At 49.4% G+C, this 21,536-nt stretch carries 18 protein-coding genes and 8 pseudogenes; 17 read left to right on the top strand and 9 right to left on the bottom strand.

Annotated features, from left to right (window positions below):
- Positions 1-23 precede the first annotated feature (23 nt).
- From DTA24_RS17865 to DTA24_RS28645, 4 genes and pseudogenes are all read left to right on the top strand, one after another.
- A complete protein-coding gene (locus tag DTA24_RS17865) occupies positions 24-1,520 on the top strand; it encodes a tail fiber domain-containing protein (RefSeq protein WP_123836987.1) in 1,497 nt (498 codons plus the stop codon).
- Between the two features lie 136 nt (positions 1,521-1,656).
- A pseudogene (locus DTA24_RS17860) lies at positions 1,657-1,827 on the top strand (isocitrate/isopropylmalate family dehydrogenase); the annotation flags it as partial.
- A gap of 199 nt (positions 1,828-2,026) precedes the next feature.
- A pseudogene (locus DTA24_RS29015) lies at positions 2,027-2,260 on the top strand (S24 family peptidase); the annotation flags it as partial.
- Positions 2,259-2,793: pseudogene (locus DTA24_RS28645) on the top strand (DUF4113 domain-containing protein); the annotation flags it as partial. The pseudogenes DTA24_RS29015 and DTA24_RS28645, both read left to right, overlap by 2 nt.
- 32 nt (positions 2,794-2,825) lie before the next feature.
- Here the strand turns inward: DTA24_RS28645 and DTA24_RS17835 are convergent.
- Complete coding sequence (locus DTA24_RS17835) at positions 2,826-4,814, bottom strand: sigma-54-dependent Fis family transcriptional regulator (RefSeq protein ID WP_123836986.1); 1,989 nt, start codon at positions 4,812-4,814, stop codon at positions 2,826-2,828.
- Between the two features lie 203 nt (positions 4,815-5,017).
- On the opposite strand from DTA24_RS17835, the gene DTA24_RS17830 reads away from it, so the two are divergent.
- From DTA24_RS17830 to iolE, 4 genes are all read left to right on the top strand, one after another.
- Positions 5,018-6,469, top strand: coding sequence for a sugar porter family MFS transporter (locus DTA24_RS17830; RefSeq protein ID WP_023339910.1), 1,452 nt, complete (start codon positions 5,018-5,020; stop codon positions 6,467-6,469).
- 32 nt (positions 6,470-6,501) lie between these two features.
- Positions 6,502-7,509 (top strand): Gfo/Idh/MocA family oxidoreductase, encoded by a 1,008-nt coding sequence (locus tag DTA24_RS17825; protein ID WP_023339911.1) that lies wholly within the window; start codon positions 6,502-6,504, stop codon positions 7,507-7,509.
- Between the two features lie 10 nt (positions 7,510-7,519).
- Complete coding sequence (locus tag DTA24_RS17820) at positions 7,520-8,299, top strand: TIM barrel protein (RefSeq protein WP_012968551.1); 780 nt, start codon at positions 7,520-7,522, stop codon at positions 8,297-8,299.
- Between the two features lie 78 nt (positions 8,300-8,377).
- Entirely contained in the window at positions 8,378-9,274 is an 897-nt protein-coding gene (iolE, locus tag DTA24_RS17815) for a myo-inosose-2 dehydratase (RefSeq protein ID WP_023339912.1), read from the top strand.
- A 94-nt stretch (positions 9,275-9,368) separates the two neighbouring features.
- Here iolE and DTA24_RS17810 read toward each other — a convergent pair whose 3' ends face one another.
- Entirely contained in the window at positions 9,369-10,022 is a 654-nt protein-coding gene (locus DTA24_RS17810; protein ID WP_042948409.1) for a GntR family transcriptional regulator, read from the bottom strand.
- A gap of 84 nt (positions 10,023-10,106) precedes the next feature.
- Here DTA24_RS17810 and DTA24_RS17805 point away from each other — a divergent pair, with 84 nt between their 5' ends.
- The 5 genes and pseudogenes from DTA24_RS17805 to DTA24_RS17785 all read left to right on the top strand — a co-directional run.
- The gene (locus tag DTA24_RS17805; protein WP_110219701.1) at positions 10,107-11,309 is read left to right on the top strand and encodes an MFS transporter; all 1,203 of its coding nucleotides are present in this window, start codon (positions 10,107-10,109) and stop codon (positions 11,307-11,309) included.
- Positions 11,310-11,397: 88 nt separating this feature from the next.
- Positions 11,398-12,010, top strand: a pseudogene (locus DTA24_RS17800) (cysteine hydrolase family protein).
- Between the two features lie 56 nt (positions 12,011-12,066).
- A pseudogene (locus tag DTA24_RS17795) lies at positions 12,067-12,334 on the top strand (DUF4113 domain-containing protein); the annotation flags it as partial.
- A 318-nt stretch (positions 12,335-12,652) separates the two neighbouring features.
- Complete coding sequence (locus DTA24_RS17790; RefSeq protein WP_012968545.1) at positions 12,653-14,203, top strand: amidase; 1,551 nt, start codon at positions 12,653-12,655, stop codon at positions 14,201-14,203.
- Between the two features lie 66 nt (positions 14,204-14,269).
- Positions 14,270-14,762 (top strand): annotated as a pseudogene (locus DTA24_RS17785) (helix-turn-helix domain-containing protein); the annotation flags it as partial.
- A gap of 30 nt (positions 14,763-14,792) precedes the next feature.
- On the opposite strand, the pseudogene DTA24_RS17780 reads toward DTA24_RS17785, so the two are convergent.
- Positions 14,793-15,080 (bottom strand): annotated as a pseudogene (locus DTA24_RS17780) (SOS response-associated peptidase family protein); the annotation flags it as partial.
- Between DTA24_RS17780 and DTA24_RS29115 the strand changes: the two are divergent.
- Together DTA24_RS29115 and DTA24_RS17770 are read left to right on the top strand one after the other, a co-directional pair.
- Positions 15,080-15,181, top strand: a pseudogene (locus DTA24_RS29115) (hypothetical protein); the annotation flags it as partial. The pseudogenes DTA24_RS17780 and DTA24_RS29115 sit on opposite strands and share 1 nt — an antisense overlap.
- A gap of 464 nt (positions 15,182-15,645) precedes the next feature.
- Entirely contained in the window at positions 15,646-16,086 is a 441-nt protein-coding gene (locus DTA24_RS17770; RefSeq protein ID WP_023339916.1) for a GNAT family N-acetyltransferase, read from the top strand.
- A 116-nt stretch (positions 16,087-16,202) separates the two neighbouring features.
- On the opposite strand, the gene DTA24_RS17765 is transcribed toward DTA24_RS17770, so the two are convergent.
- The 4 genes from DTA24_RS17765 to DTA24_RS17750 form a co-directional block, all read right to left on the bottom strand.
- Positions 16,203-16,916 carry an ArsR/SmtB family transcription factor gene (locus tag DTA24_RS17765; protein WP_023339917.1) on the bottom strand — a complete coding sequence of 238 codons (714 nt, stop codon included), beginning with the start codon at positions 16,914-16,916 and terminating at the stop codon, positions 16,203-16,205.
- The gene (locus DTA24_RS17760) at positions 16,913-17,305 is read right to left on the bottom strand and encodes an amino acid-binding protein (protein WP_032732783.1); all 393 of its coding nucleotides are present in this window, start codon (positions 17,303-17,305) and stop codon (positions 16,913-16,915) included. Before DTA24_RS17760 ends, DTA24_RS17765 begins: the two co-directional genes overlap by 4 nt.
- On the bottom strand, positions 17,298-17,621 hold the full coding sequence (locus DTA24_RS17755) for an antibiotic biosynthesis monooxygenase family protein (protein ID WP_008807712.1): 324 nt from the start codon (positions 17,619-17,621) through the stop codon (positions 17,298-17,300). The genes DTA24_RS17760 and DTA24_RS17755 overlap by 8 nt, the downstream gene beginning before the upstream one ends.
- Before the next feature lie 136 nt (positions 17,622-17,757).
- Positions 17,758-18,231: an OsmC family protein gene (locus DTA24_RS17750; protein WP_023322375.1), complete on the bottom strand. Its 474-nt coding sequence runs from the start codon at positions 18,229-18,231 to the stop codon at positions 17,758-17,760.
- 322 nt (positions 18,232-18,553) lie between these two features.
- On the opposite strand from DTA24_RS17750, the gene DTA24_RS17745 reads away from it, so the two are divergent.
- Complete coding sequence (locus DTA24_RS17745; RefSeq protein ID WP_012968540.1) at positions 18,554-19,099, top strand: cysteine hydrolase family protein; 546 nt, start codon at positions 18,554-18,556, stop codon at positions 19,097-19,099.
- A 54-nt stretch (positions 19,100-19,153) separates the two neighbouring features.
- On the opposite strand, the gene DTA24_RS17740 is transcribed toward DTA24_RS17745, so the two are convergent.
- Positions 19,154-19,381 carry a DUF1272 domain-containing protein gene (locus DTA24_RS17740; RefSeq protein WP_012542149.1) on the bottom strand — a complete coding sequence of 76 codons (228 nt, stop codon included), beginning with the start codon at positions 19,379-19,381 and terminating at the stop codon, positions 19,154-19,156.
- Positions 19,382-19,488: 107 nt separating this feature from the next.
- Positions 19,489-20,682: a zinc-dependent alcohol dehydrogenase gene (locus DTA24_RS17735; protein WP_008807708.1), complete on the bottom strand. Its 1,194-nt coding sequence runs from the start codon at positions 20,680-20,682 to the stop codon at positions 19,489-19,491.
- Positions 20,683-21,292: 610 nt separating this feature from the next.
- Here DTA24_RS17735 and DTA24_RS17730 point away from each other — a divergent pair.
- Positions 21,293-21,478 (top strand): general stress protein, encoded by a 186-nt coding sequence (locus tag DTA24_RS17730; protein ID WP_004150795.1) that lies wholly within the window; start codon positions 21,293-21,295, stop codon positions 21,476-21,478.
- Positions 21,479-21,536: the final 58 nt, after the last annotated feature.

Genomic DNA, 21,536 nt, shown 5'->3' with positions numbered 1-21,536 from the left:
AACCATCCAGGAGCAACTTTATTATGGCGATGTATGAAGTCGGCACCGTCACGGGTGCAGCGTCGCAGGCACGTGTGACAGGTGCGACAACAAAATGGTCACAGGTGGCGCTGGGGATACTGCCCGGGTCGATTCTGGTGGTCTACCGCAGCGGTAGTGCTGACCTGTATGCGATCAAATCCGTGGACAGCGACACGCAACTGACGCTGACCAGGAATATCACCACCGCATTTTCCGGTGCCAGTTACGGCATTATTACCGCTGAAACCGCCAGCACCTCGTCGTTTGCTAACCAGCTGGCCAGCGCGTTTGCATTCTGGCGTAATGTAGTGGAGGGCTGGTCGATGGCCCTGACCGGCAGCGGCAATATTACCCTGACTGACCCGATCACAGGAAAGCAGGTGACCGTGCCGGCGATAGCCGGGATGGCGAAAGCATCGGATCTTAACGCGCTGGCAAAACTCACCGGAGGAAACAAACTCGACGGCTCGCAGGTTATAACCAGCGATAATGCCGGTTTTATTCTCGGTAAGAATTCAGATCTGGCTCTGCTCAAAAAACAGGGGCAAGGCGGGACGATTGCCGTTGGCTCGGGAACACCGTTCAGGGTTCAGCGTTCAAGAGCGACCACTATATCACCGGCAGACACCTTTGATGACATCCTCGTTATTGGCACCAATAACCAGACGACGTTGCCCGGAGATTTGGTTGTCGGTGGTGGTTTCGATAATACGGCAAAGGGCAAGCTGTATTCCCAGGCGTTAGAGCTGTCGATGGGCACTCCGTACATCGATTTTCATCATAACAAAAGTGCTAACGACTATACCGCACGCATCATCACTACAGCCGCAGATCAACTTAGTGTTCAGGGAAGTCATCTACGGGTAGACAGAGACCTGCGGGTGGGGCAAGCGGCCGACATCGGCAGCTGGATGCAGTGTCGCTATGACTGTGTGTCCCAGCAGACCGACTTCGGTTCCCCTGCCATTGGCGCGTTAGTTTCCGGTGGCAGAGTCCGGTCCCGCATGACAGGGCGTGGAGGAAACGGCGACACGTCTGGAGCGTGGGGTGGTTTCTACCTTGAAGAATACGTTGGGTACAACCACCGGGTGGTACTGTATATGGACGGTTTCGGCCAAAAAGATGCCTGGCTCTTTTACACCGGAGGGACAATCTCCACCCCTAAAGGCGATGTTATGACCACTGGCTCAGACGTGCGGCTGAAAAAGGATTTTACGGAATTCCAGGAAGGGGCCTCCAGGCGTATTAACGCGCTGGGGGTATGTGAGTTCAACATGAAAGGCGAAACACGCCGTAGGCGTGGATTTATTGCTCAACAAGCTGAAAAAGTTGACCCGATTTACACCTTTCAAAGCGGCGATGTAGAAATTGATGGCGAGAAGATCAATATCCTTAACGTAGACCATACGGCCATCATCGCGGATCTTGTTCTTACGGTGCAGGAGTTAACAAAACAAGTGCGTGATTTGAACAAGCAGGTTCAAACAAAAGAGTACTGATTGAGAGAAAATAGGTTATCAAAACTCGGATAATTTATCATGTAATCAGCATGTTAGAATTAACATAAAAATGGTTCTAGATAAGTGTTCAGAAACATATTTTTTTTAAAAATCAAAGGATTAAGAGCGATGCAGAGAACTACTGCTGCGCCATATGCAGTGGTTCGAAGCCGCAGACCTGATCGTCAAAGGCATGGAAGGCGCTATCGCCGCCAAGACTGTGACCTATGACTTCGAACGTCTGATGGAAGGCGCTAAACTGCTGAAATGTAGCGAGTTTGGCGACGCGATTATCGCGAACATGTAATCCCGTTTGTGGATTAAGTAAAAGCGGGAGCCGATGGGCTCCCGCTTTTTTGGCGTCTGGAAAATCTTTTCCAAAATTCCTCTCCACAACTAATTAAAAATCACGCTGTTTTTTTATCCCTCATGACTCACTCTTTGCTGCAGTCATCATGGTGTTTGTCAGTCATTTTCATTGTATTGTGGCCTAAGAGTTTCTGAGTGTTGATCTGAACGAGTTGCTCGTTAACCACCCCAGTGCGACTTATTTTGTCAAAGCCGCCGGCGACAGCATGAAAGATGCCGGAATAGGGGAAGGGGATCTTCTGGTTGTGGATAGCTCAAGGACAGCAGTTCATGGCGATATCGTTATTGCTGCTGTGGATGGGGAATTCACCGTTAAGAAGCTGCAGCTGCATCAGCGGGTTCAGCTTAACCCAATGAACCCTGCATATGCAGGAGATTGCTTGTAGTCGCAGCTTCGGGCAGCGGATCTCCACCTATGAAGAAATGCGCCAAGCTATATGTTCATACGCATCACGCGCAGCTGAGAAATTTCGTGGCGAGCATCAGTACTACCGCTTTATCTCTGCGTTCGTAAAAACCAGCCCTTTGCGCTGAACGAGCCGTATTACGGGAACAGTGCATCAGTAAAGCTGCTTACACCGACCCAGGATAGCCGGGGCATAATTACCGCGGCGACGAAATGCCTTGATGCAATCTGGCGAGACGGGCATCGCTATCAGAAAGCAGGCGTTATGCTTGGGATTTCTACAGCCAGGGCGTAGCGCAACTTAACCTCTTCGATGATAACGCTCCACGGAAGAACAGCGAGAAACTGATGAAAGTTCTCGACCAACTCAACGCAAAGGACGGAAGGGGAACGCTGTATTTTGCAGGGCAGGGGAACCAGGCTGCCTGGCAGATGAAGCGAGAAATGCTCTCGCCTCGATATACGACAAGATTTGCCGATTTACTTAAAGTGAGATGAGTTAATGTGTCCTCTAAAATTAGAATTACTATTCAGCACTCAGGATTGTGTTTTCGATATTCATTTGCCTCAATATCGTAGCGCTTTAATTTATTGTAAAGTGCTCCACGTGAAAGATTAAGTGCGATAGCAACCTGTCGCAGATTACCTTTTTTCTCCATCAGACAGCGTTCAATAATCATTTTTTCACTATCCTTAAGGTTATAGTTTTTTGTGCGTCCATCATGAACAGCCAAAGCACTACAAACAGAATTCTGTAATTCATCGGGTAAGTCTTTATCATTTATTACATCAGCTTCAGTGAGGTTTATTGTTCGTTCGACGATGTTCTCCAGTTCTCTAACATTACCTGGCCAGTCGTAGTTTTCCATATGACTAAGGGCTGAATCTGAAAATTTCACGCAGTTTCGTTTGAGTGCTCGACTGATTTTTTCACAAAACCATTCTACTAGTTCTCTAAGATCTTCTTTTCTTTCTCTTAATGGTGGAATAGGCAAGCTAATAACATTAAGACGAAAATAGAGGTCACGGCGGAAGGAACCATGTTCGATATCTTTTTTTAGATCCCGATTGGTCGCAGCAATAATTCTGACGTTAACCTTCATCGGGCGCTTGCCGCCAATACGCATCACTTCACCCTCTTGCAATACTCTCAAAAGGCTGGCCTGCGCTTCAAGTGGCATATCGCCTATTTCGTCCAGAAATAGTGTACCACCATCAGCAAGCTCGAATTTCCCCGCTGCACCACCTCGCTTTGAACCAGTATATGCGCCATCCTCATAGCCAAATAATTCACTCTGCACGAGATCTCGAGGAATTGCACCACAGTTAACCGCGAGAAAAGGTCCTGAATTACGATGACTACCGTTATGAATTGACTGAGCAAAAAGCTCTTTTCCTGTTCCGCTTTCTCCAGTCAGGAGAACAGTACTATCACTTCGCCCAACGCTTCGGGCCTTATTGCGTGTATCCTGCATCACACGCGACTCACCGAGGATCATATCGAAGTTGTAGATGGCGGTACTACCAATAACACGATGAGCCATGTCGCGTACGCGTCGGTTGTCACGCATCGAAATCACTCGACCACCTTCAGGCGTGATGACTACAGAGATCACACATGAAATACGAGAATCAGATACGGGACAGAACGTAATATTACGGTCTTTACTGGCTGGTAATGCTTTAACTGAACAGCCATCTGGGCATAATACTTCATCAACATCGCGAAAAAGGACATCTTCCTGAATACCTAATACCTTACGGGCATAACAATTTAACTGACGAATCACCCCCAACTCGCTGATAACCAAAACCCCTTCATTAAGTGACTCCATCACCGACTCCTGCTCGTTTACCAACCGACGCAGAATTAGTTGCTGAGATATCGCTTCTGCGGCAGCCTGAACAGTGCCTAACGTATGGTAATGGAAACAACCAGGATCAGCAGTAAGGGTCAGAATGCCAAGCATTCCACCGTTTTCATCTCTGATGGGAGCTGCCGCGCAATGTTTACCTCGTACGCGTAGCGCTTCTTTATAGTTCTCAGCGCTCAGCAAATAGACCAGCCGGTTCTCTTTGAGACACCGTCCAGTACAGTTTGTACCTTGTACCGTTTCGCAAAGAATACTACCGATCGGCGTCAAGTCCTGGCCGCAATAATGCAGGGTCACTCCGTTAGCATCTGTCAGGTTGATATGTCCATCAGGGTTGTAGGCCAGCAAGTTACGCATGATTTCACGAGCGATGGAAATCAGTAGTGAATTTCTCGCCATGATTCGGCGCAGTTCCCCATGTTCGCAAAATTGATATTCGAAGTGATAAGCATCTATGCCATTGGTATGGCTTCGTAGCCATGATGCATGAACAACAGAGCGTAATCCTTCAGGTTTTTCCCCCTTTTCGAACTCTGCCCAGGCTCTATCCAGTTCATCGGTGTACTGCGCAAAACCTTGTTCATGGTTAAGCCGGGCAATCCGCTCGCATTCTTCATCCCAGATATCACTGATGCTATGGCTCATCTGTTTCATTCTCTGTGCATTTTAATATGTTCATTCTATATACATGTTGTGTCATTGTGTCTTTTTTATGAACACATTGTGATCGTTATCTATTTTTATTTCTTTATGAAACATCGAGATGCGATTTGGCACATCTGTTGCTATTAGAACAGTGTCTCCCTACAAAGACATAAACTAGAAAAATCAATATGGAGTAAAATGAAATGTCTACACGAAAGCACAACGTGCCTTACCTCATATTCATATGTGCCATTGCATCTATTAGCGGGATCATCCTCGGTTATGATGCTTCCGTTATTTCTGGCGTCATAGATCCGCTTACTGAACATTTGTCACTCTCACCAGCGGAAAGCGGATGGGCAGTTTCAAACGTCATTCTGGGTTGTATTGCGGGTGCCTGGGGGGTCGGACGTTTCACTGACCGTTTTGGCCGCAAAGTAACCTTGATCGTCACAGCTATTCTGTTCACCATTTCCGCTATCGGGTCGGCATTAGCCAATGATCTCACCTGGTTTGTTATCTACCGTATGATTGGCGGATTGGCCGTGGGTATGGCATCAGCTGTTACCCCCCTCTATATCGCGGAAGTATCCCCGAAAGACCTTCGCGGGCGGATGCTGGGAATGCAGCAGATGCTGATGGTAGGCGGTCAATTAGTGGTTTACATCGTAAATTACCTGATTGCCAGAGGAATGGCGCATGAATGGGTAGTGTCTATGGGCTGGCGTTGGATGCTGGCATCTGCACTCATTCCCTGTGTGCTATTCCTTGTGATGGCTTTCTTTATGCCAGAATCGCCACGCTGGTATGCGATGCGCAACCAGAGAGAAAAGTCACTGAAGGTACTGACCTCGCTGTCCAACCCAGGACATGCCGAGCGCTTATATGCTGAAATTCGTACCTCCATCGCCACCGATTCTGCTTTGCAGAGTACACCCACATCTCATGGCATTCTGCGGGATAAAAAATCGTCTTACATCCTGTGGATAGGCTGCGCTATCGCCGTCTTACAGCAGGTCTCCGGCATCAATATCCTGATGTACTTTGCGCCTTCACTTCTACAAAACGTTACCGGAAACACACAGGATTCCCTCTTTCAGAGTATTTTCCTTGGCCTCGCACTATTGGCTGGAGTGAGCATTGCGCTGGTGGCCTTTGACCGCGTCGGACGAATCCCGTTGCTGCGCTGGGGGGCATTGGGCTGTGCTGCCTTCCTGTTATTCACCTCATGGGCCTTTATGAGTGAAGCAAAAGGGTATCTCCCGGTCGTCGGCTTAGTCGGATTTATTTTTGTGTTTGGTATGTCCTGGAGCCTCGGAGCCTGGTTGCTGATTTCTGAGATCTTCCCTAATCGCATGCGGGCCGTTGCCATGGGTTATGCGTTTTGCTCCCTGTGGATTTCGAACTTCATCGTTACTCAGAGCTTCCCGATGATGAACCGCAATCCTGTATTGATGGAGCACTTCCATGGGGCATTCCCTCTGCTGTTATGCAGCGGATTCAGCATTATCGCTTTCTGGTTTGTTGGCCGTTTTCTGCCGGAAACCAAGGGTGTTTCGCTGGAACATATCGAACCGTTAATGCTTTCAAAATCCCGTCGATTTGGCGGCGAGCAGGAGATGTTCGTCACGCCAAAATCTGTTTCGCAAAAATAATTAACCAATACCCTATATCTAAGGAGAATGAGATGTCAGTTAAAAACATTGTACGCATCGGTCTTATTGGCGCAGGTCGTATGGGCAGCTTTCATGGTGAAACTGTTGCTCAACGTGTACCGGGCGCAACTCTGATTGCCGTTGCCGATCCGGTTCCTGGCGCAGCCGAAAAACTAGCCGCCAGACTGGGAGCAAAAAAATCGTATACGGATCCACAGGATCTGCTGAACGATCCTGAAATCGATGCCGTTGTGATCGCTTCCCCGGCACGCACCCACGCTGAACTGGTCGTCGCCGCAGCCAAAGCGGGAAAAGGCGTATTTTGTGAGAAGCCAATGGCCGTCACCCTGGAAGATGCAGATAAAGCCATTAATGCGGCTAAAACAGCCGGAGTTGCTCTACAGGTAGGTTTCAACCGTCGATTCGTGAATGGTTTTGCTGCAGCGTATGAAGAGATAAAAGCGGGTAAAATTGGCGTGCCACAACTGTTGCGTTCAACGACTCGCGATCCTGGTTTGGGCGATCCTACGCCAATCCCACATTGGACCATTTTCCTTGAAACACTGATCCACGATTTTGACATCCTGCTGCACCTTAATCCGGGCGCGAAACCCACCCGTGTTTATGCGGTAGCCGATGCATTAGTGCGCCCCGATTTTAAGGATCGTGGCCTGCTGGACACCGCAGTCGTGAATATTTGCTTCGACAATGGCGCGTTCGCCACTGCTGAAGCTAACTTCCAGGCAGTGTATGGCTATGACGTTCGTGGTGAGGTTTTCGGTAGTAAAGGCATGCTACAGGCAGGAAATATCAATGTGAACAACTGCGTGCGTTACACCGCTGACGGTATCTCTATTGACACAGCACGTCGTGATACTGACCTACTTCATGATGCCTATGTTGCAGAAGTGACCGACTTCGTACATTGCGTTGCAACGGGCGCCACGCCGAAAGCAACCGGTGAAGATGCACGTAATGCATTAGAAGTCGCGCTGGCATGTATCGCATCTGTTCAACAGTCTCAGCCGATTAAGCTCTAAGGATTAAAATATGCCTACTTACTCACTGTCGGTCTGCGCTGAAATGGTATTCCTTGATCTGCCATTTATTGAGCGCGTTGAACGCATTCACGCTATGGGCTTTGGCGTGGAGATTTGGGACTGGACCCAAAAAGATATTGATGCGCTGGTGAAAACCGGTGCCCGCTTTACCTCAATGACAGGCTACATCTCTGGCAACCTGACCGATGATGAAGAAATTGATCACCTGCTTTCCAGCGCCAGTCAGTCACTCGAGGCCGCTCGACGCCTTGGCTGCCCGTCTCTCAACTTGCACGGTACAGGACTGAACAATGTTGGTCTGCCGGTGAAACCTGTTGAAATTGTAACGGGTGAAATGTGGCTGAAAGCGAAAAAGACGCTGGATGCCCTTGCCGCTATGGGGGAGAAAGCAGGCAAGGTATTCACTTTGGAAAACCTAAATACCGCCGTTGATCATCCGGGAACACCTTTCGCTAAAGCAGAGGATACTATGGCCCTGGTGTGCGCAGTGAACAGCCCATACCTGAAAATGAATCTGGATATTTATCACGCGCAGATCGGTGAAGGTAACCTGGTCGAGCTTATCCGCAAATGTGAGAAACATATCGGTGAAATTCAGGTTGCCGATGTGCCGGGCCGTAAAGAGCCGGGTACCGGTGAGATCAACTATAAGGCTGTAGCCCGCGCATTGAAAGGGATTAACTATCAAGGCGTGGTCGCGATGGAAGGTTGGGCATCAGGTGATTCCATCGTCGCACTTGAAGCCTTCCGCGAAGCGTTCACGCTATAAGAGTTAACATCTTTAGGCGCTCATTTTGCATCGCTTCTAAGCTAAGGAAGCGATGCATTTATTGTAAAGGATAGAACGATGAACGTATCAACACGTATTCATGTTGGCGTTAGCCCGCTCTCCTGGACTAACGATGTACTCGAAGATCTTGGTGGCGATATCCCATTGGAAACCTGTCTGGCAGAAGCGGCGGTGGCTGGCTACGAAGGAATTGAACTTGGCCGAAAGTTTCCGCGAACCATCGACACACTTGAGCCATTACTGAATCAAGCTAAGCTGAAGCTTGCCTCTGGTTGGTATAATGGCCTGATGGCTGAACGAAGTTTTGAGGATGAGTTAGCAGCGGTACACGATCATGCCATGTTATTGAAATCACTGGGTGCGAAAGTCATGGTATATGGTGAGTGCGGTGCAATGCCCGGACTCACGCCACTCGATGAGCCCCTGTCGAAATCTCCTGCGTTAGGACATATTGATCTGCCTCAGTACGCAGAAAAAGTGAATAAGTTGGCCGTCTCTTTATTGAATAACTATGGTTTACGTCTGGCTTATCATCACCATTTGATGATGGTTGTTGAAACCGACGATGAGCTGAAAGCCTTCCTGAAAGCGACTCATGACTTAGTCGGCATCGTCCTGGACTGTGGGCATGCAACCGCGGCAGGCGTAGATATCGAATGGGTACTTGAAAATTATGGCAACCGTGTGGCACATGTCCATCTAAAAGATGTTCGTGGCGAAGTACTCGATAACGTCATTAACAATAACCTGAGCTTCAATGATGCAGTAAGAGCCGGTCTTTTTACTGTGCCAGGCGAGGGGGTAGTTAATTACGCTCCGGTTATTCATTTTCTTAAAAACTCAACCTACGAAGGCTGGATTATCATAGAAGCCGAACAGGATCCTGAAAAAGCACCACCTTTAGAGACAGTAAAAAAAGCGCGCGCATGGGTTAAATGCGAGCTGGGTATTTAGCATTTGAACAGGTTTGCTGTAGGTTTTTGGCGCTCGTTGAGCGCCTTTTTTGACCTTTGGCCGCACCCACCCGTATTTCATTGTGTTGAACCGACTAGTTTGTAATAACGATCCCACGGGCCCGGAGGCTGCGACGGGTTGAATTAATTGATTCCAGAAGACGCTTACGACTGTCGCTCAGATGTCGGGAAAGTAATGCTGCCGCTTTATCTGTTTCCTGACCCCTGAGGGCGCTAACAATCTCTACGTGCTCTTTCCATGCTGGGTTAGTGGGCTCTTTATCCAACCAGCGCGCGCGGGATAATCGTCTAAGGGAATCCTCAATACCTTCTATGATAAAGGTATTACCACAGAAACCTGCCAGTTGTAGGTGAAACTGACTTCCAGCGTCATTGAGATCCTTTTCCGAATCATCTTGATCGCAATCCACGAACAGTGCTTCCAAACTGTCCAGGTGCTCTTTGGATATCAGGTTAGCCGACAGGCGAACGGCAGCCACTTCTAGCACCTCACGGTAAATACACAATTGTTCCACCTCTTTTACATCAATGGGCGCCACTATCCAACGCAATCCTTCCCGGCAGACAAGTCCCTCTGATTCTAATTTTTGTAATGCAGCACGAACAGGGGTTCGCGATGCGTTAAAACTAGCCTCTGCCCATCGTTCAGTCAGTCTTTCTCCGGGTCCTAAATCCATTCTGAGGATCATTTTTCTTAGCTGGCTTTCGACCTCTGATGCTTGACTCATGGTGGCAATACTCTCCTGGCAATTGACAGTAAATGGGGGAATCCGTATGGTATACCAAAACGGTGTACCAACGAAGGCTTTCATATGACACAATCATACAACAGTTACTGGCAACGTAATCTGCTGGTCTGTTTTATCGGCTCCTTCTCAACCGTCTTTGCAATGACCCTGATGCTCCCCTTCCTACCACTCTATGTTGAAGAGCTCGGAGTTCATGGGCACTCAGAGGTAGTTCAATGGTCTGGCGTGGCATTCAGCGCAACATTTATTACTGCCGGATTGATCGCCCCAGTCTGGGGGAAACTGGGGGACAGGTATGGGCGCAAATCTATGCTTGTAAGAGCCAGTCTTGGTATGGCAATTACTGTTTCACTTATGGGTTTGGTGACAAATATCTGGCAACTTGTCGGTTTGAGATTGTTAGTTGGCCTGGCTGGCGGTTATTCCTCCGGCGCAACCATTCTTATAGCGGTCCAGGCACCCAGAGAGCGTGCCGCTTGGGCGCTTGGGATCGTTTCATCCGGTGTTATGGCAGGTAATCTGGTTGGCCCACTTGCCGGCGGTTGGTTGCCTGCTCTGATTGGTATTCGGTCCACGTTTTTTTTCGCAGGCGCGCTAATATTTCTGGCTTTTATCATGACCCTCACTCTCATCCGGGAAGGGGTGCAACCGAATACAGATGCTGCGGCGAAAAAGCGAGTGAGTTGGTCTCAGTTGCCTCACCGTTCTGTGATTGTCTGCATGCTTTGCACCGGTCTGCTACTGATGCTGGCCAATATGTCGATAGAACCCATTATCACGGTCTATGTGCGCACCCTCGTCAGCGAGGCTTCTCAGATAACGAAAGTTGCGGGATATGTGATGGCTGCAGCGGCTCTGGGCAGCATTATTTCTGCCTCATGGCTTGGAAAACTGGCGGACAGGTTAGGACATTTACGCATTATCACGCTGGCGCTGACTGCGGCCGGTTTACTGCTGATCCCGCAGGCATTTGTCACTTCCGGGTGGCAACTGATCGCCCTGCGTTTCCTTATGGGCCTGGCGCTTGGAGGCTTATTGCCTTGTATTGCAGCAGTGATACGACACCGCGTACCAGAAGGCACGGTGGGCAGCATTCTTGGCTATTCCGTCGCAGCGCAGTTCGCTGGCCAGTTCATTGGGCCGCTGATTGGAGGCTTTGTCGGAGGGCATATCGGTATGCCCGCCGTCTTCCTGGCAACCAGCTGCATCCTGCTAGCCGGAGCTGCCTGGAATTTAAAAATACATCGCCAGTCAGCAACGCGCTGACTGACTTCATTACCTTTCAACTACACATTAAGGAAATTTTATGTCTAATCAACTCAGTAACATCAGTAAAAACAGCGCCCTACTGGTTATGGATTTTCAGACGATTATCCTTAACAATTTCCTCCCGCAAGAAAGCGCTGGAAACGTTATCCGCAATACCGCATCACTGATAGCCGCTGCGCGCGCTGTAGGCGTACCGGTCATTTATGTCAGTGTCGGATTCCGCAAAGGATATCCCGAGGTCAGCAAAAACAACACTATCTTCTCTTCGATTAAAGAGAATGGAATTTTTATGGCTGACAATGAGAGCACAGCTATTCATCCCCATGTAGCTCCGGCAGAGAATGAGACCGTCATCGTTAAACGCAGAGTCGGCGCATTCTCGTTTACCGAACTTGAGATGATCCTTCGTGCTCAAGGCATCGAAAACCTGATCCTTACCGGTGTGACGACCAGTGGAGTTGTGCTTTCTACGGTCGGGCAAGCGTTTGACCTGGATTACCGCCTTATCATTGTGAAGGATTGCTGCGCAGATCCAGATCATGAAACCAATGTGTTTTTGCTTGAAAAAATTCTACCTCAACATGCTTTTGTTACCAGTTCATCTGAAATATCAAAAGCCTGGGCATAAGATACTTAAATCTCCCGCAATGTGGGTGATTTGTGTATGGTTGTCCCTTTTGAGCGATGAGCAGACGTAGCCGCAGTTACCGGCTACACACTAATAAAGTAACCGGAAGTAAGTTTTTAGCATTACTGGCGAGACGGGCATCGTTACCAGAAAGCAGGAGTAATGCTGGAAGAATTCTACAGCCAGGGCGTGGCTCAACTAAATCTGTTCGATGACAATGCAACGCGGCAGAATAGTGCCAAACTGATGGAAGTCTCGACCATCTCAATGCGAAAAACGGAAGAGGAACTCTGTATTTTGCAGGGCAGGGGATCCAGACTGCCTGGCAGATGAAGCGAGAAATGCTTTCGCCTCGCTATACTCGAGGTTCTGTGACCTGCTCAAAGTCAGGTGACTCAGCCATTAACATTAGTGATTGTGCTACTACAGTCCGCTTAAAGCGAGGAGCGGAAGTAGCCTGGCCAAATACGTGGCGGTCGTCCTACAGATATTTCGACATGAAAGTAATTCATACTGCCTTAGATATAATAAGAATCAGGCTAATACCCCTCAATGCCAGTGTTTGCCCTAATTTAGGGCGAGTGCTTATTTTTTAGTGCAAAATGCTTTTAAAAATCATTGATAACACACATTAAAGCCGTTCAACGCTCGTTATTTTTTTTGGCACGAAAATTGCTTGAGCTATGGGCCCTTATTATTCTTTGGATAGAAAATGTTTAGAAAAAATTTATTGATTTCTGCAATTATTCTTGGTTTTTCAGGTGGTTCATTTGCTGCGTCAACGCTAAGTGATTCTCAAATTACCAAAATGAACTTATCGGAACTACGTAGTGCTCTGGATAAAAAAGATATTACTTCAGAGCAGATTGTCAGTGCCTATATGGCTGCGATTAATAAAGACGATCGTCAAGGTAAAAAAATCAAAGCATTGATAACACTGAATCCTGATGCACTGTCACAGGCAAAAGCGTGGGATGAAGCTGATCATGGAGGTAAGGCAAACGCTCCCTTGGCTGGTATTCCTTTCATCGCCAAAGATAACTTCGATACTAAAGACATTCTTACCACCGGTGGAAACCTTGCCCTTGAGACTAACAAACCCGCTAAGAATGCTTTTGTCATAGAGAAGTTACTCAATGAAGGAGCAATTCTTATTGGTAAAGCCAACATGTCAGAACTGGCGGCATCTTATGGATGGATGGGATACAGTTCAGTCGGTGGGCAAACAGTTAACCCTTATAATCCTCTTCGTGATACATCCGGTTCGAGCAGTGGTTCTGCTGCAGCAGTTGCTGCCGGGTTTGCGCCTTTTGCTCTGGGCACAGACACCAGTGGTTCAATTCGTGGGCCCGCAAGTGTGACCGGAACGGTTGGCCTTAGACCCACTCTCGGATTAACCAGTCGTTCCGGGGTTATTCCACTGTCTCTGACAGCGGACAATGTAGGGGCAATTACCCGTACAGTCAGTGATCAGGCTATTGTGCTTGATGCTATTCGCGGAATGGATCCGAATGACAGAGCCACTGAATTTGTGAAGCAGCCAGTAGATAACTTCAGCCACTCTGTTGCTTCCGGCAGTCTTAAAGGGAAAAAATTTGCTGTGCTGGATAACTTTGACGGAGGGAATCCAGATGTAGACCGTATTAAAAATGAAGCGGTAAATCAGCTAATACACGATGGTGCATCAGTTACGCATATACATCTGCCTGCGGAGTTTGAGAACCTATGGAGCCTGGTTTTAGGGCCGGTAGGTACAGCTGAATTCCGTCCTCAGTTTGATGCTTATCTTGCTACGCTGGGTAATGATCAGCCTAAAAACAGTACTGAATTTTTATCCGTACTTAATAAATTGACCGATAATGGCAAAAAAACAATAAATCCAGGTCGTTATAAAGGGCTTATTGAAAGTATTGGCACTACCACAACAGACTCACCTGAATATATTGGAATTCTTACTCAAAGAATTCCACACCTTCGCAGTGAATTGTTAAAAATAGTGCAAGAGGGTGGATATGATGCCATCATTTTTCCAACAATGAGTTGTCCTGCCTCTGTGATTCACGGTAAAAGTGATAAAAATTATATCTGCAAGTCTGTTGATAGCTATGCAGCTTCATATATAGCCTCTTCAACTGGATTCCCTGAGATTACAGTTCCGGCCGGGAAAGCTGTCGGAAACGTCCCCGTTGGTTTTTCATTTATGGGGAAAGCTGGAGACGACCTGAAAATTATGCAGTTTGCTTATCAGTTTGAGAAAAAATAATTGCGAGCTAAAAGTCTCAATAGTTATACAGGCTACTTATGATGAGTAGCCTGGGTTTGCTCTCTACCCGTGCGAAAGCGGCACCGATTAGCGCTTTCGCTTGATGAAAGCGAGGATATATCCAGAGGACTGGTAGCAAACCTCAGTATCACGGACATCGCTGCCAAATTATTAAGAGCACTATCAACGATTAGCCGCGAGATCAAAAGGTACGGTTGTGCAAAACAATACCGTGCAGTAAAAGCCGATGCAGCTGCGTGGGGAAATGTGTGGAGACCAAAACCTTGCAAGCTAATTTAATGCTCAACATTGTGTAAAATCATTGCATAGAAGTTGCATCAGGGCAGTCTCAGGGGGCATAAAAAAAGAGCTGGAGCAATGCCTCAGAAGCGGAAGAAAATTACTCAGATAGTATTTTCCAAAAGAAACTGACTTATCAGTTCACAGCCAACAAAGACTAAACAGTGTCGACAGACAGTTCAACGAGAGGCCGAGAAAAACGCTAGACTATGAATCACCCGCAGAGCGGTTCAATCAATGTGTTGCATCCATCGGTTGAACTCACAGCACATTTCGGACGTCATCAAAGCTATAGGCTTTTGATAGTCTCAATCAATTCAGGCCCCTGATTCTTGACATTACCCACGGCCCGCGTCACGGCGTGCCAGATAAACTTGTCGGCGGGCACTGCTCCGTCGGCTGCTATCATTTCTGCTTCCTTCCCTCCTATATCGTGGCGCATCCATTCGCGTGCTGCCTCCGGTGACAAAACCAGTGGCCGGCGGTCGTGAATGTCTACGAGTCCTTGATCAGCTGCAGCGGTCACAATCAAAAAACCTTCGGCTTCGTCTCTGCGTTCAAATGGTGTGCTTCCTAATCGCCGCTAAGACCGTGACCTATGACTTTGAACGTCTGATGGAAGGCGCTAAACCACTGAAATGTAGTGAGTTTGGTGACGCGATTATCGCGAATATGTAATCTGGCCCCCAGATTATGTCAAAACGGGAACCTTGTGGTTCCCGTTTTTGTTATTAGTTTTTGAACGGCTATCAAAACGCCCTCCCGAAAAACCTCATAAACCACTTTTGTTCACCCCATCCTTGATGATCATGGTACCTTTTTGGCTGTGAGTTCAATGGGCCACTTTAAGCGAAATGCGGGATCCTCTCTAATACTGCCGTAAAAATAAAAAACACGCAAAAGTGGTGTGTTTTACATTATAAATTGATTTTAAAATCTTATTTTAAACTAAATAAAAGAGTTCAAGTGCCCATATAAATATTATGTTTGGCTACGCATGACTTTATGCGAGATAGTTTATTTTCTTTAATGAATTTATGATGCCTGTAAATCCAACAGTCAAATCTTTCGTCCCCTAAAGGGACAGACAATCGGGATTATTTGTAATACAATTAATCGCGTAATTGTTATGAGGTTTTTGTATGAAAATTTATCAAGCCCAACCACATGATGTGGATACCCTCCTTCCTCTGTATCTCGGTTATCGTCGTTTCTACGAGGTCGAAGAAAACGCATCGCAAGCCAGAGATTTTCTTCTCAAGCGCCTGCAGCTTAATGAATCCGTGATTTTTTACGCCGAGGTTGATGGAAAAGCGGTAGGCTTTACGCAACTCTATCCTTTGTTTTGCTCTCTCGAGATGAAGCGTATCTGGTTACTTTATGATCTGTTTGTTGATGAATCCGCTCGCAAGCTCGGTGTCGCACAGACGTTAATCTCCCGGGCGGAGCAACTGGCGAAGGAGAGCGATTCGGCATTTATTATGCTTAGTACCGCGACAGATAATACCCGAGCACAAGCGCTGTATGAGCGTAATGGCTTTGTACGGGATACTCAATTTTACGTCTATAACAAGCTGCTGTAGTTTGCCTGCGCTATAACGCGTTAAGTGATATTGCATGATTGATTTTGCAGGCATGATGGCAGATCAAACGCCAGGGATATTATTCGTTTTCTGCTAAGGAGCGAGAATGGCTTTGGCTATCCGCTCACCTTCAGATTAAACAGCCGGGACAGCGCCGCTCTGCCGCTATCCGTCACTTGCACTTCCCGATATCCCGGCGCGCGGGTTATCCATCCTTTCTGCTCAAACAGTGCCATCAGCGCCGATCCGGCATCGCCTCCCAGATGAAAACGTCTTTCACTCCAGTCAAGACAGGGACAGCAAGGCTTACGTCGCGGGCGGGTGTTCAGTACTGCGCCAAGGCGTTCAAGCTGGGCTTTACCGGCTGATGTCAGGGCCAGTCCATCTGCCGCCAGCCATTTTTCCCGCAGCATAAACTCATAAATATTCACCGCCAGCTCGCCAGCCAGATGGTCGTAGCAGGTGCGTGCGTAACGAAGATTAACCGGCGTGCTGGGGAGAAGCGTCTTATGCGCCTGCATAGAGACGCCCATCAGGTTTTCCAGCAGCGCGGCGATATGCGCGCCCGCCAGGCGGTAATAGCGGTGACGCCCCTGCGCGAGACACACCACCAGCCCGTTGCTGAGCAGTCGGGCAAGATGCCCGCTGGTGGTGGAGGCAGACACCTCGGCAACCGTACTGAGTTCGGTTGCTGTCCATGCGCGCCCATCCATCAGCGCGCACAGAATACTGACCCTTGAGGGGTCAGAGAGGGCGGAGGCCACCATCGCCATAGCGGTTTCCAGCGCCTCCTCTGGCTCACTGTCTTGCTGCGTTTTCAGGAGATTCATTCAGAGAGTATGGCCCATTTTTTGGTCACTTCCGCTGCCCGGGTGTCATCATCGGTAATGAGAATGAGCCGGTTACGGTGGTCGCTGTACTGTACCAGAATATTAATGCCATTGCGGGCAAGGGTGTCTGCGATGTCGCCCAGTTCCCCTGGTCGTTCCTGAGGTAACTTTCTGATCAGAGGACGGCATACACTGCTGACGGCAAAGCCGGCCTCGGTCAGTACCCTGCGGGCTTTCTCACCGTCTTCCACCAGAAAATGCGCATGTCCGGCCTCAGGCGTGGTGAATACGCCGCCGCCTTCGAGCCCCACGCCGTTGTTACCCAGCGCCATACCCATTGCGCCAAGCGAGCCCGGCGTGTTGCTGAGAATCACGTGAATGTCATACATCTGACTGTGCTCCTCGATCCGATGCGTAATCCCGGAACACGCGGGCAACGCGTATTCTGTAGTATGAAAAAATCGATGCTTTGCCTTCGCGCTGGGCAGCCAGATGCCGCTCATTTTGCTGCCAGTTGGCCACCGATGCTTCATCTTCCCACCAGGATAGCGAGAGGATTTTGCCGGGCGTACTCAGGCTCTGAAAGCGCTCAATGGCAATAAACCCCGGCGTGTCTGAAAGCAAAGGCGTCAGCCCGGCCGCAAGCTGTAAATATCTTTCCTGTGCTTCTGGTAAGGCGTCGGCCTCAAAAAGTACTGCAATCATCAGTCTGCTCCGTGGTGAATGTCCCTGCAGTCTACTGACGGCCACAGCAGAATGCTTCGGTCTGCAGCGAAGTATGGCTGAGGGGGGATACCCTCAGCCGCCGTCCCTGCGCACCGGATTACCCTTCAGAAACGCGTTACTCTGCGTTAAAGATAATAAATTCAGGCTGGTAACTGACCGGGAAATTGACCGAACGGGCGATAAAACAGACGTGATGGATCTGCTGATGAATGGCCGTGGCGGCGTCGAGATCGGTACCTGGTAGTACGGTGATTTTCGGCCTGAGGGTGGCAGAAATAAAGCGACCCGCGCCCCCTTTTAATACTTCACCCATTGCCACCGGTGAGTCCTGATATTCCATGACCGTAATCCCGGCATCGGAGGCCAGATGTAAGTACCACAGCATGTGACAGGCTGAGAGAGAAGAGAGCAGGAGATCTTCCGGGTTCATTTTGCCGGGATCGCCGCCAAGTAATGGATCATTTGAACAATGAATGGGTTCTTTTCCCTTTACCGCGATATCCCAGGTCCGGGCATAAGCCTTGTAACCCGAAGTACCCGTGCCCTGATTGCCGGTCCATGTGATATGGCTGGTATAAGCATGTTGCATAGATTTGCCTTTTCTCTGTGGAGGGGGGGATTTATGTGCTGGCGGCTGCGTTGATCGCGCATAAATTGCCATCCGTATCTGCTCAATGCTATAAGAAAAGAGCCGTTTTAATCGTGCTTATCTTTTATCGGTAAGGAATCAGTGAAGGTCAGATAATGATTACGTCAGTGCAGCCAACCACCACCGTCACCACCACCACGACCGTAACCTGCGGTGGTGTGGGCGTATCTGTGACCGGCTCCTGACAAACAGATCCTCACTCCCCGCCAATGTGGACGGGGAGAGACCTCTCCGTTCGTGACACACTGAATGGAGACCCATCATGATTTCATCTGAGCATGCCCTTTTAATTATCGATATGCAGCAGGGGCTTTTCCATGGCCCGGTTTCTCCGTATCAGGCCGATGCGCTTCTGGCGAACGTTTGCCTGCTGATTGAAAAAGCGAGACAGGCTGAGGTGCCCGTCTTCTTTGCCCGCCATACCGGGCCGGACGATTCTCCGTTCTCAGCACAAAGTCCATTAACCCAACTGCTGCCTGAGATGGGTGTTAACGGCGAGCGGGATATCGTCTTTATTAAAAGGTACCCCTCCTGTTTCCAGCACACTGACCTTGCGCATCGGCTCGCTCAGGCCGGCGTAAAACAGCTGGTTATTGCCGGGATGAAAACCGAATTCTGCGTGGACACGACCTGCCGTGCGGCATCGGCGCTGGGATGGCGGACGGTGCTGATCTCGGATGCGCACTCAACCATGGATAACGAACGGTTGTCAGCGCCTGACATTATCGGCCATCACAATATCACGCTTGCCGGGCCATTTGTGACGCTATCGACCGCCGCAGAGTGGCACTTTTCTGCAGAGAAATAAGGATGAAGAAAGGGAGCTCGATGGCTCCCGTTTGCCACGCCAGTTCATCCGGTTTTACTGTGCATGGCGGCGCAGGGTGGAGGCGGGGTGCCGCCGCAGCGCCTCTTCCGGACGCACAGGGCGCCGCACCAGTTCGCCGCCACAGTTTGGGCAACGACCGTGCAGCCGCGCCGTCATGCAGTCCCGGCAAAAAGTACACTCGAACGAGCAGATAAACGCCTCGGGTGAGTCTGGCGGCAGATCTTTATCACAGCATTCGCAATTCGGGCGTAACTCGAGCATTAACTTCTCCTGTGGTTAACGGCTGTATCAGCGACGGCGGGTCAACGCATGCTGTTTTTATATCACGGCCCGGACTGGCTGCCGAGAAGGGCGGATTAACTTCCGCCTCAAAGCGTTGCCTTCCCGGGCTGCATCCCCGGCACAAGGATGACTTTGCGGCATGCCTCTTCGCGTTTCTCAAAGATCTGATAGCCGCGCGCGGCCTCCTCCAGCGGCATATGGTGAGTGACGATCTCCTCCGGGGTGAGCAGCCCTTGCTCAATCAGCGCCAGCAGGTCCGGCAGCCAGGCATGGACGTGGGTTTGCCCCATCCTGAAGGTCAGCCCCTTATCAAAGGCATCACCAAACATAAACCCATGAATGAAACCGGCGTAAACCCCGGGCACGCTGACGATACCGCCGCGGCGCACGGCGGCGATGCACTGACGCAGGGCTTTTCCGCTGCTGCCCTCGATTTTCAGGTTGCTGAGGACGGTTTCCGTGAGGCTGCCTTTCGCCTCGAAGCCCACGGCGTCAATCACCGCGTCGACACCGCGATGTCCCGGCGTGTTATCGATAATCCACTGCGCCGGGTCGTCATGGGTGTCGAAGTTTATCGGGATCGCGCCATAGCGCTGCTGCGCGAAATCGAGTCGGTAATCGTTATGATCGATGATAAATATCTGCTCTGCGCCATTGAGCCTGGCGCAGGAGGCGCACAGCAGGCCTACCGGGCCGGCGCCAAAAATAGCCACGCTGCTGCCGGGTTTGACCTCGGCGTTTTTTACAGCCTGCCAGGCGGTGGGCAGAATATCTGACAGAAACAGCACCTTTTCATCGGGTAAGGTGTCAGGCACTTTAAATGGACCGGTATTGGCTTTGGGGACCCGTACATATTCAGCCTGGCCGCCCGGGATGCCGCCGTACAAATCGCTATAGCCAAACAGGGCCGCCGGTGGCGAAATGCCTTTTCGGTTGAGTGTCGCCCCCTGGCCGCTATTGGTGCTTTCGCAGGCGGCATACTGCTGCAGGCGACAAAAGAAGCAGTCTCCGCAGGCGATCACAAACGGGATAACCACCCGGTCGCCTTTGCGGACCGCGGTGACCTCGGAACCCGCTTCCACCACTTCCCCCATAAATTCATGGCCGAAAATATCGCCGTGATGCGTGCCGGGGATCTTTCCGCGGTAAAGATGGAGATCGGAACCGCAAATCGCCGTCGCGGTGACGCGCAGTATAATATCGTCCGGCGCTTCAAGGGCCGGGTCGGGCATGGTGTCGACGCTGACATGATGGGGACCATGATAAGTGAGTGCTTTCATTGCATATTCTCCTGGAGAGAACGGCTGACCGCATCAGGTGCAAAGGCATATTGACCTGACGCGATGGCCACCGATAAACCACCGTAAAAATAAAGCGTAGAGTACAAGTAATGGAACTGCGTGATATTTCAGTTGTTGGGTGTGTTTTACGTTTCGCTTATTTCACGCTTGGTTTGTTGGGTTATTTGCATATTCGGATGAAGAAGGCTAGCCTTAATCAGGTATGATATTCGCTCCATTTTTTTATTTGATAGCCGCTCCCCCAGCGGCTTTTTTTATTGGTTATCTTTAGAAAAGTTCTGAATTTCATGCCGACGAAGCCTCGCCGCGCCGCTTCGTTATATACCTCAACAGGAGTACTCCGATTGTATCGATAATACGAGGGCTGCAGGTATTATTTCCCTGCACACAGTAAGTTAGCGGTGATGTGCCGTCTGGTTATTTTTAATGTGTGTTGTAGAATTATTCCGAATTACTGCTGAAAGACGTCGGGAAAACGGAATAATAATTTGACTAACCAGCATTACCCGCTAGAGTTAAATATCGAACGACGAGTGATACGGAATATTTTCGTATCGTACTGACATAACCGATATACATGAGGTGAAATATGGCAGAGCATCGTGGTGGTTCCGGTAATTTTGCTGAAGACCGTGAAAAAGCTTCTGAAGCAGGTCGTAAAGGTGGTCAGCACAGCGGCGGGAACTTTAAAAATGATCCGCAGCGTGCGTCCGAAGCGGGTAAAAAAGGCGGACAAAACAGCCACGGCGGTGGCCGCAAGTCCGATAATTCCTGATTATCCTTTTCCTTGCACCCTGAAGTGAAAGTATCTCCTGCGAGTCTGTATAGACTCG

This window comes from Klebsiella sp. P1CD1 (assembly GCF_003790505.1).
Classification (GTDB): domain Bacteria; phylum Pseudomonadota; class Gammaproteobacteria; order Enterobacterales; family Enterobacteriaceae; genus Klebsiella; species Klebsiella variicola.
This window is presented reverse-complemented; position numbering and strand designations above follow the sequence as displayed.

Coding starts and splice junctions, on each gene's coding strand:
- DTA24_RS17865 (WP_123836987.1), top strand. CDS start 24: ATGGCGATGTATGAAGTCGGCACCGTCACGGGTGCAGCGTCGCAGGCA.
- DTA24_RS17835 (WP_123836986.1), bottom strand. CDS start 4,814: ATGAGCCATAGCATCAGTGATATCTGGGATGAAGAATGCGAGCGGATT.
- DTA24_RS17830 (WP_023339910.1), top strand. CDS start 5,018: ATGTCTACACGAAAGCACAACGTGCCTTACCTCATATTCATATGTGCC.
- DTA24_RS17825 (WP_023339911.1), top strand. CDS start 6,502: ATGTCAGTTAAAAACATTGTACGCATCGGTCTTATTGGCGCAGGTCGT.
- DTA24_RS17820 (WP_012968551.1), top strand. CDS start 7,520: ATGCCTACTTACTCACTGTCGGTCTGCGCTGAAATGGTATTCCTTGAT.
- iolE (WP_023339912.1), top strand. CDS start 8,378: ATGAACGTATCAACACGTATTCATGTTGGCGTTAGCCCGCTCTCCTGG.
- DTA24_RS17810 (WP_042948409.1), bottom strand. CDS start 10,022: ATGAGTCAAGCATCAGAGGTCGAAAGCCAGCTAAGAAAAATGATCCTC.
- DTA24_RS17805 (WP_110219701.1), top strand. CDS start 10,107: ATGACACAATCATACAACAGTTACTGGCAACGTAATCTGCTGGTCTGT.
- DTA24_RS17790 (WP_012968545.1), top strand. CDS start 12,653: ATGTTTAGAAAAAATTTATTGATTTCTGCAATTATTCTTGGTTTTTCA.
- DTA24_RS17770 (WP_023339916.1), top strand. CDS start 15,646: ATGAAAATTTATCAAGCCCAACCACATGATGTGGATACCCTCCTTCCT.
- DTA24_RS17765 (WP_023339917.1), bottom strand. CDS start 16,916: ATGAATCTCCTGAAAACGCAGCAAGACAGTGAGCCAGAGGAGGCGCTG.
- DTA24_RS17760 (WP_032732783.1), bottom strand. CDS start 17,305: ATGTATGACATTCACGTGATTCTCAGCAACACGCCGGGCTCGCTTGGC.
- DTA24_RS17755 (WP_008807712.1), bottom strand. CDS start 17,621: ATGATTGCAGTACTTTTTGAGGCCGACGCCTTACCAGAAGCACAGGAA.
- DTA24_RS17750 (WP_023322375.1), bottom strand. CDS start 18,231: ATGCAACATGCTTATACCAGCCATATCACATGGACCGGCAATCAGGGC.
- DTA24_RS17745 (WP_012968540.1), top strand. CDS start 18,554: ATGATTTCATCTGAGCATGCCCTTTTAATTATCGATATGCAGCAGGGG.
- DTA24_RS17740 (WP_012542149.1), bottom strand. CDS start 19,381: ATGCTCGAGTTACGCCCGAATTGCGAATGCTGTGATAAAGATCTGCCG.
- DTA24_RS17735 (WP_008807708.1), bottom strand. CDS start 20,682: ATGAAAGCACTCACTTATCATGGTCCCCATCATGTCAGCGTCGACACC.
- DTA24_RS17730 (WP_004150795.1), top strand. CDS start 21,293: ATGGCAGAGCATCGTGGTGGTTCCGGTAATTTTGCTGAAGACCGTGAA.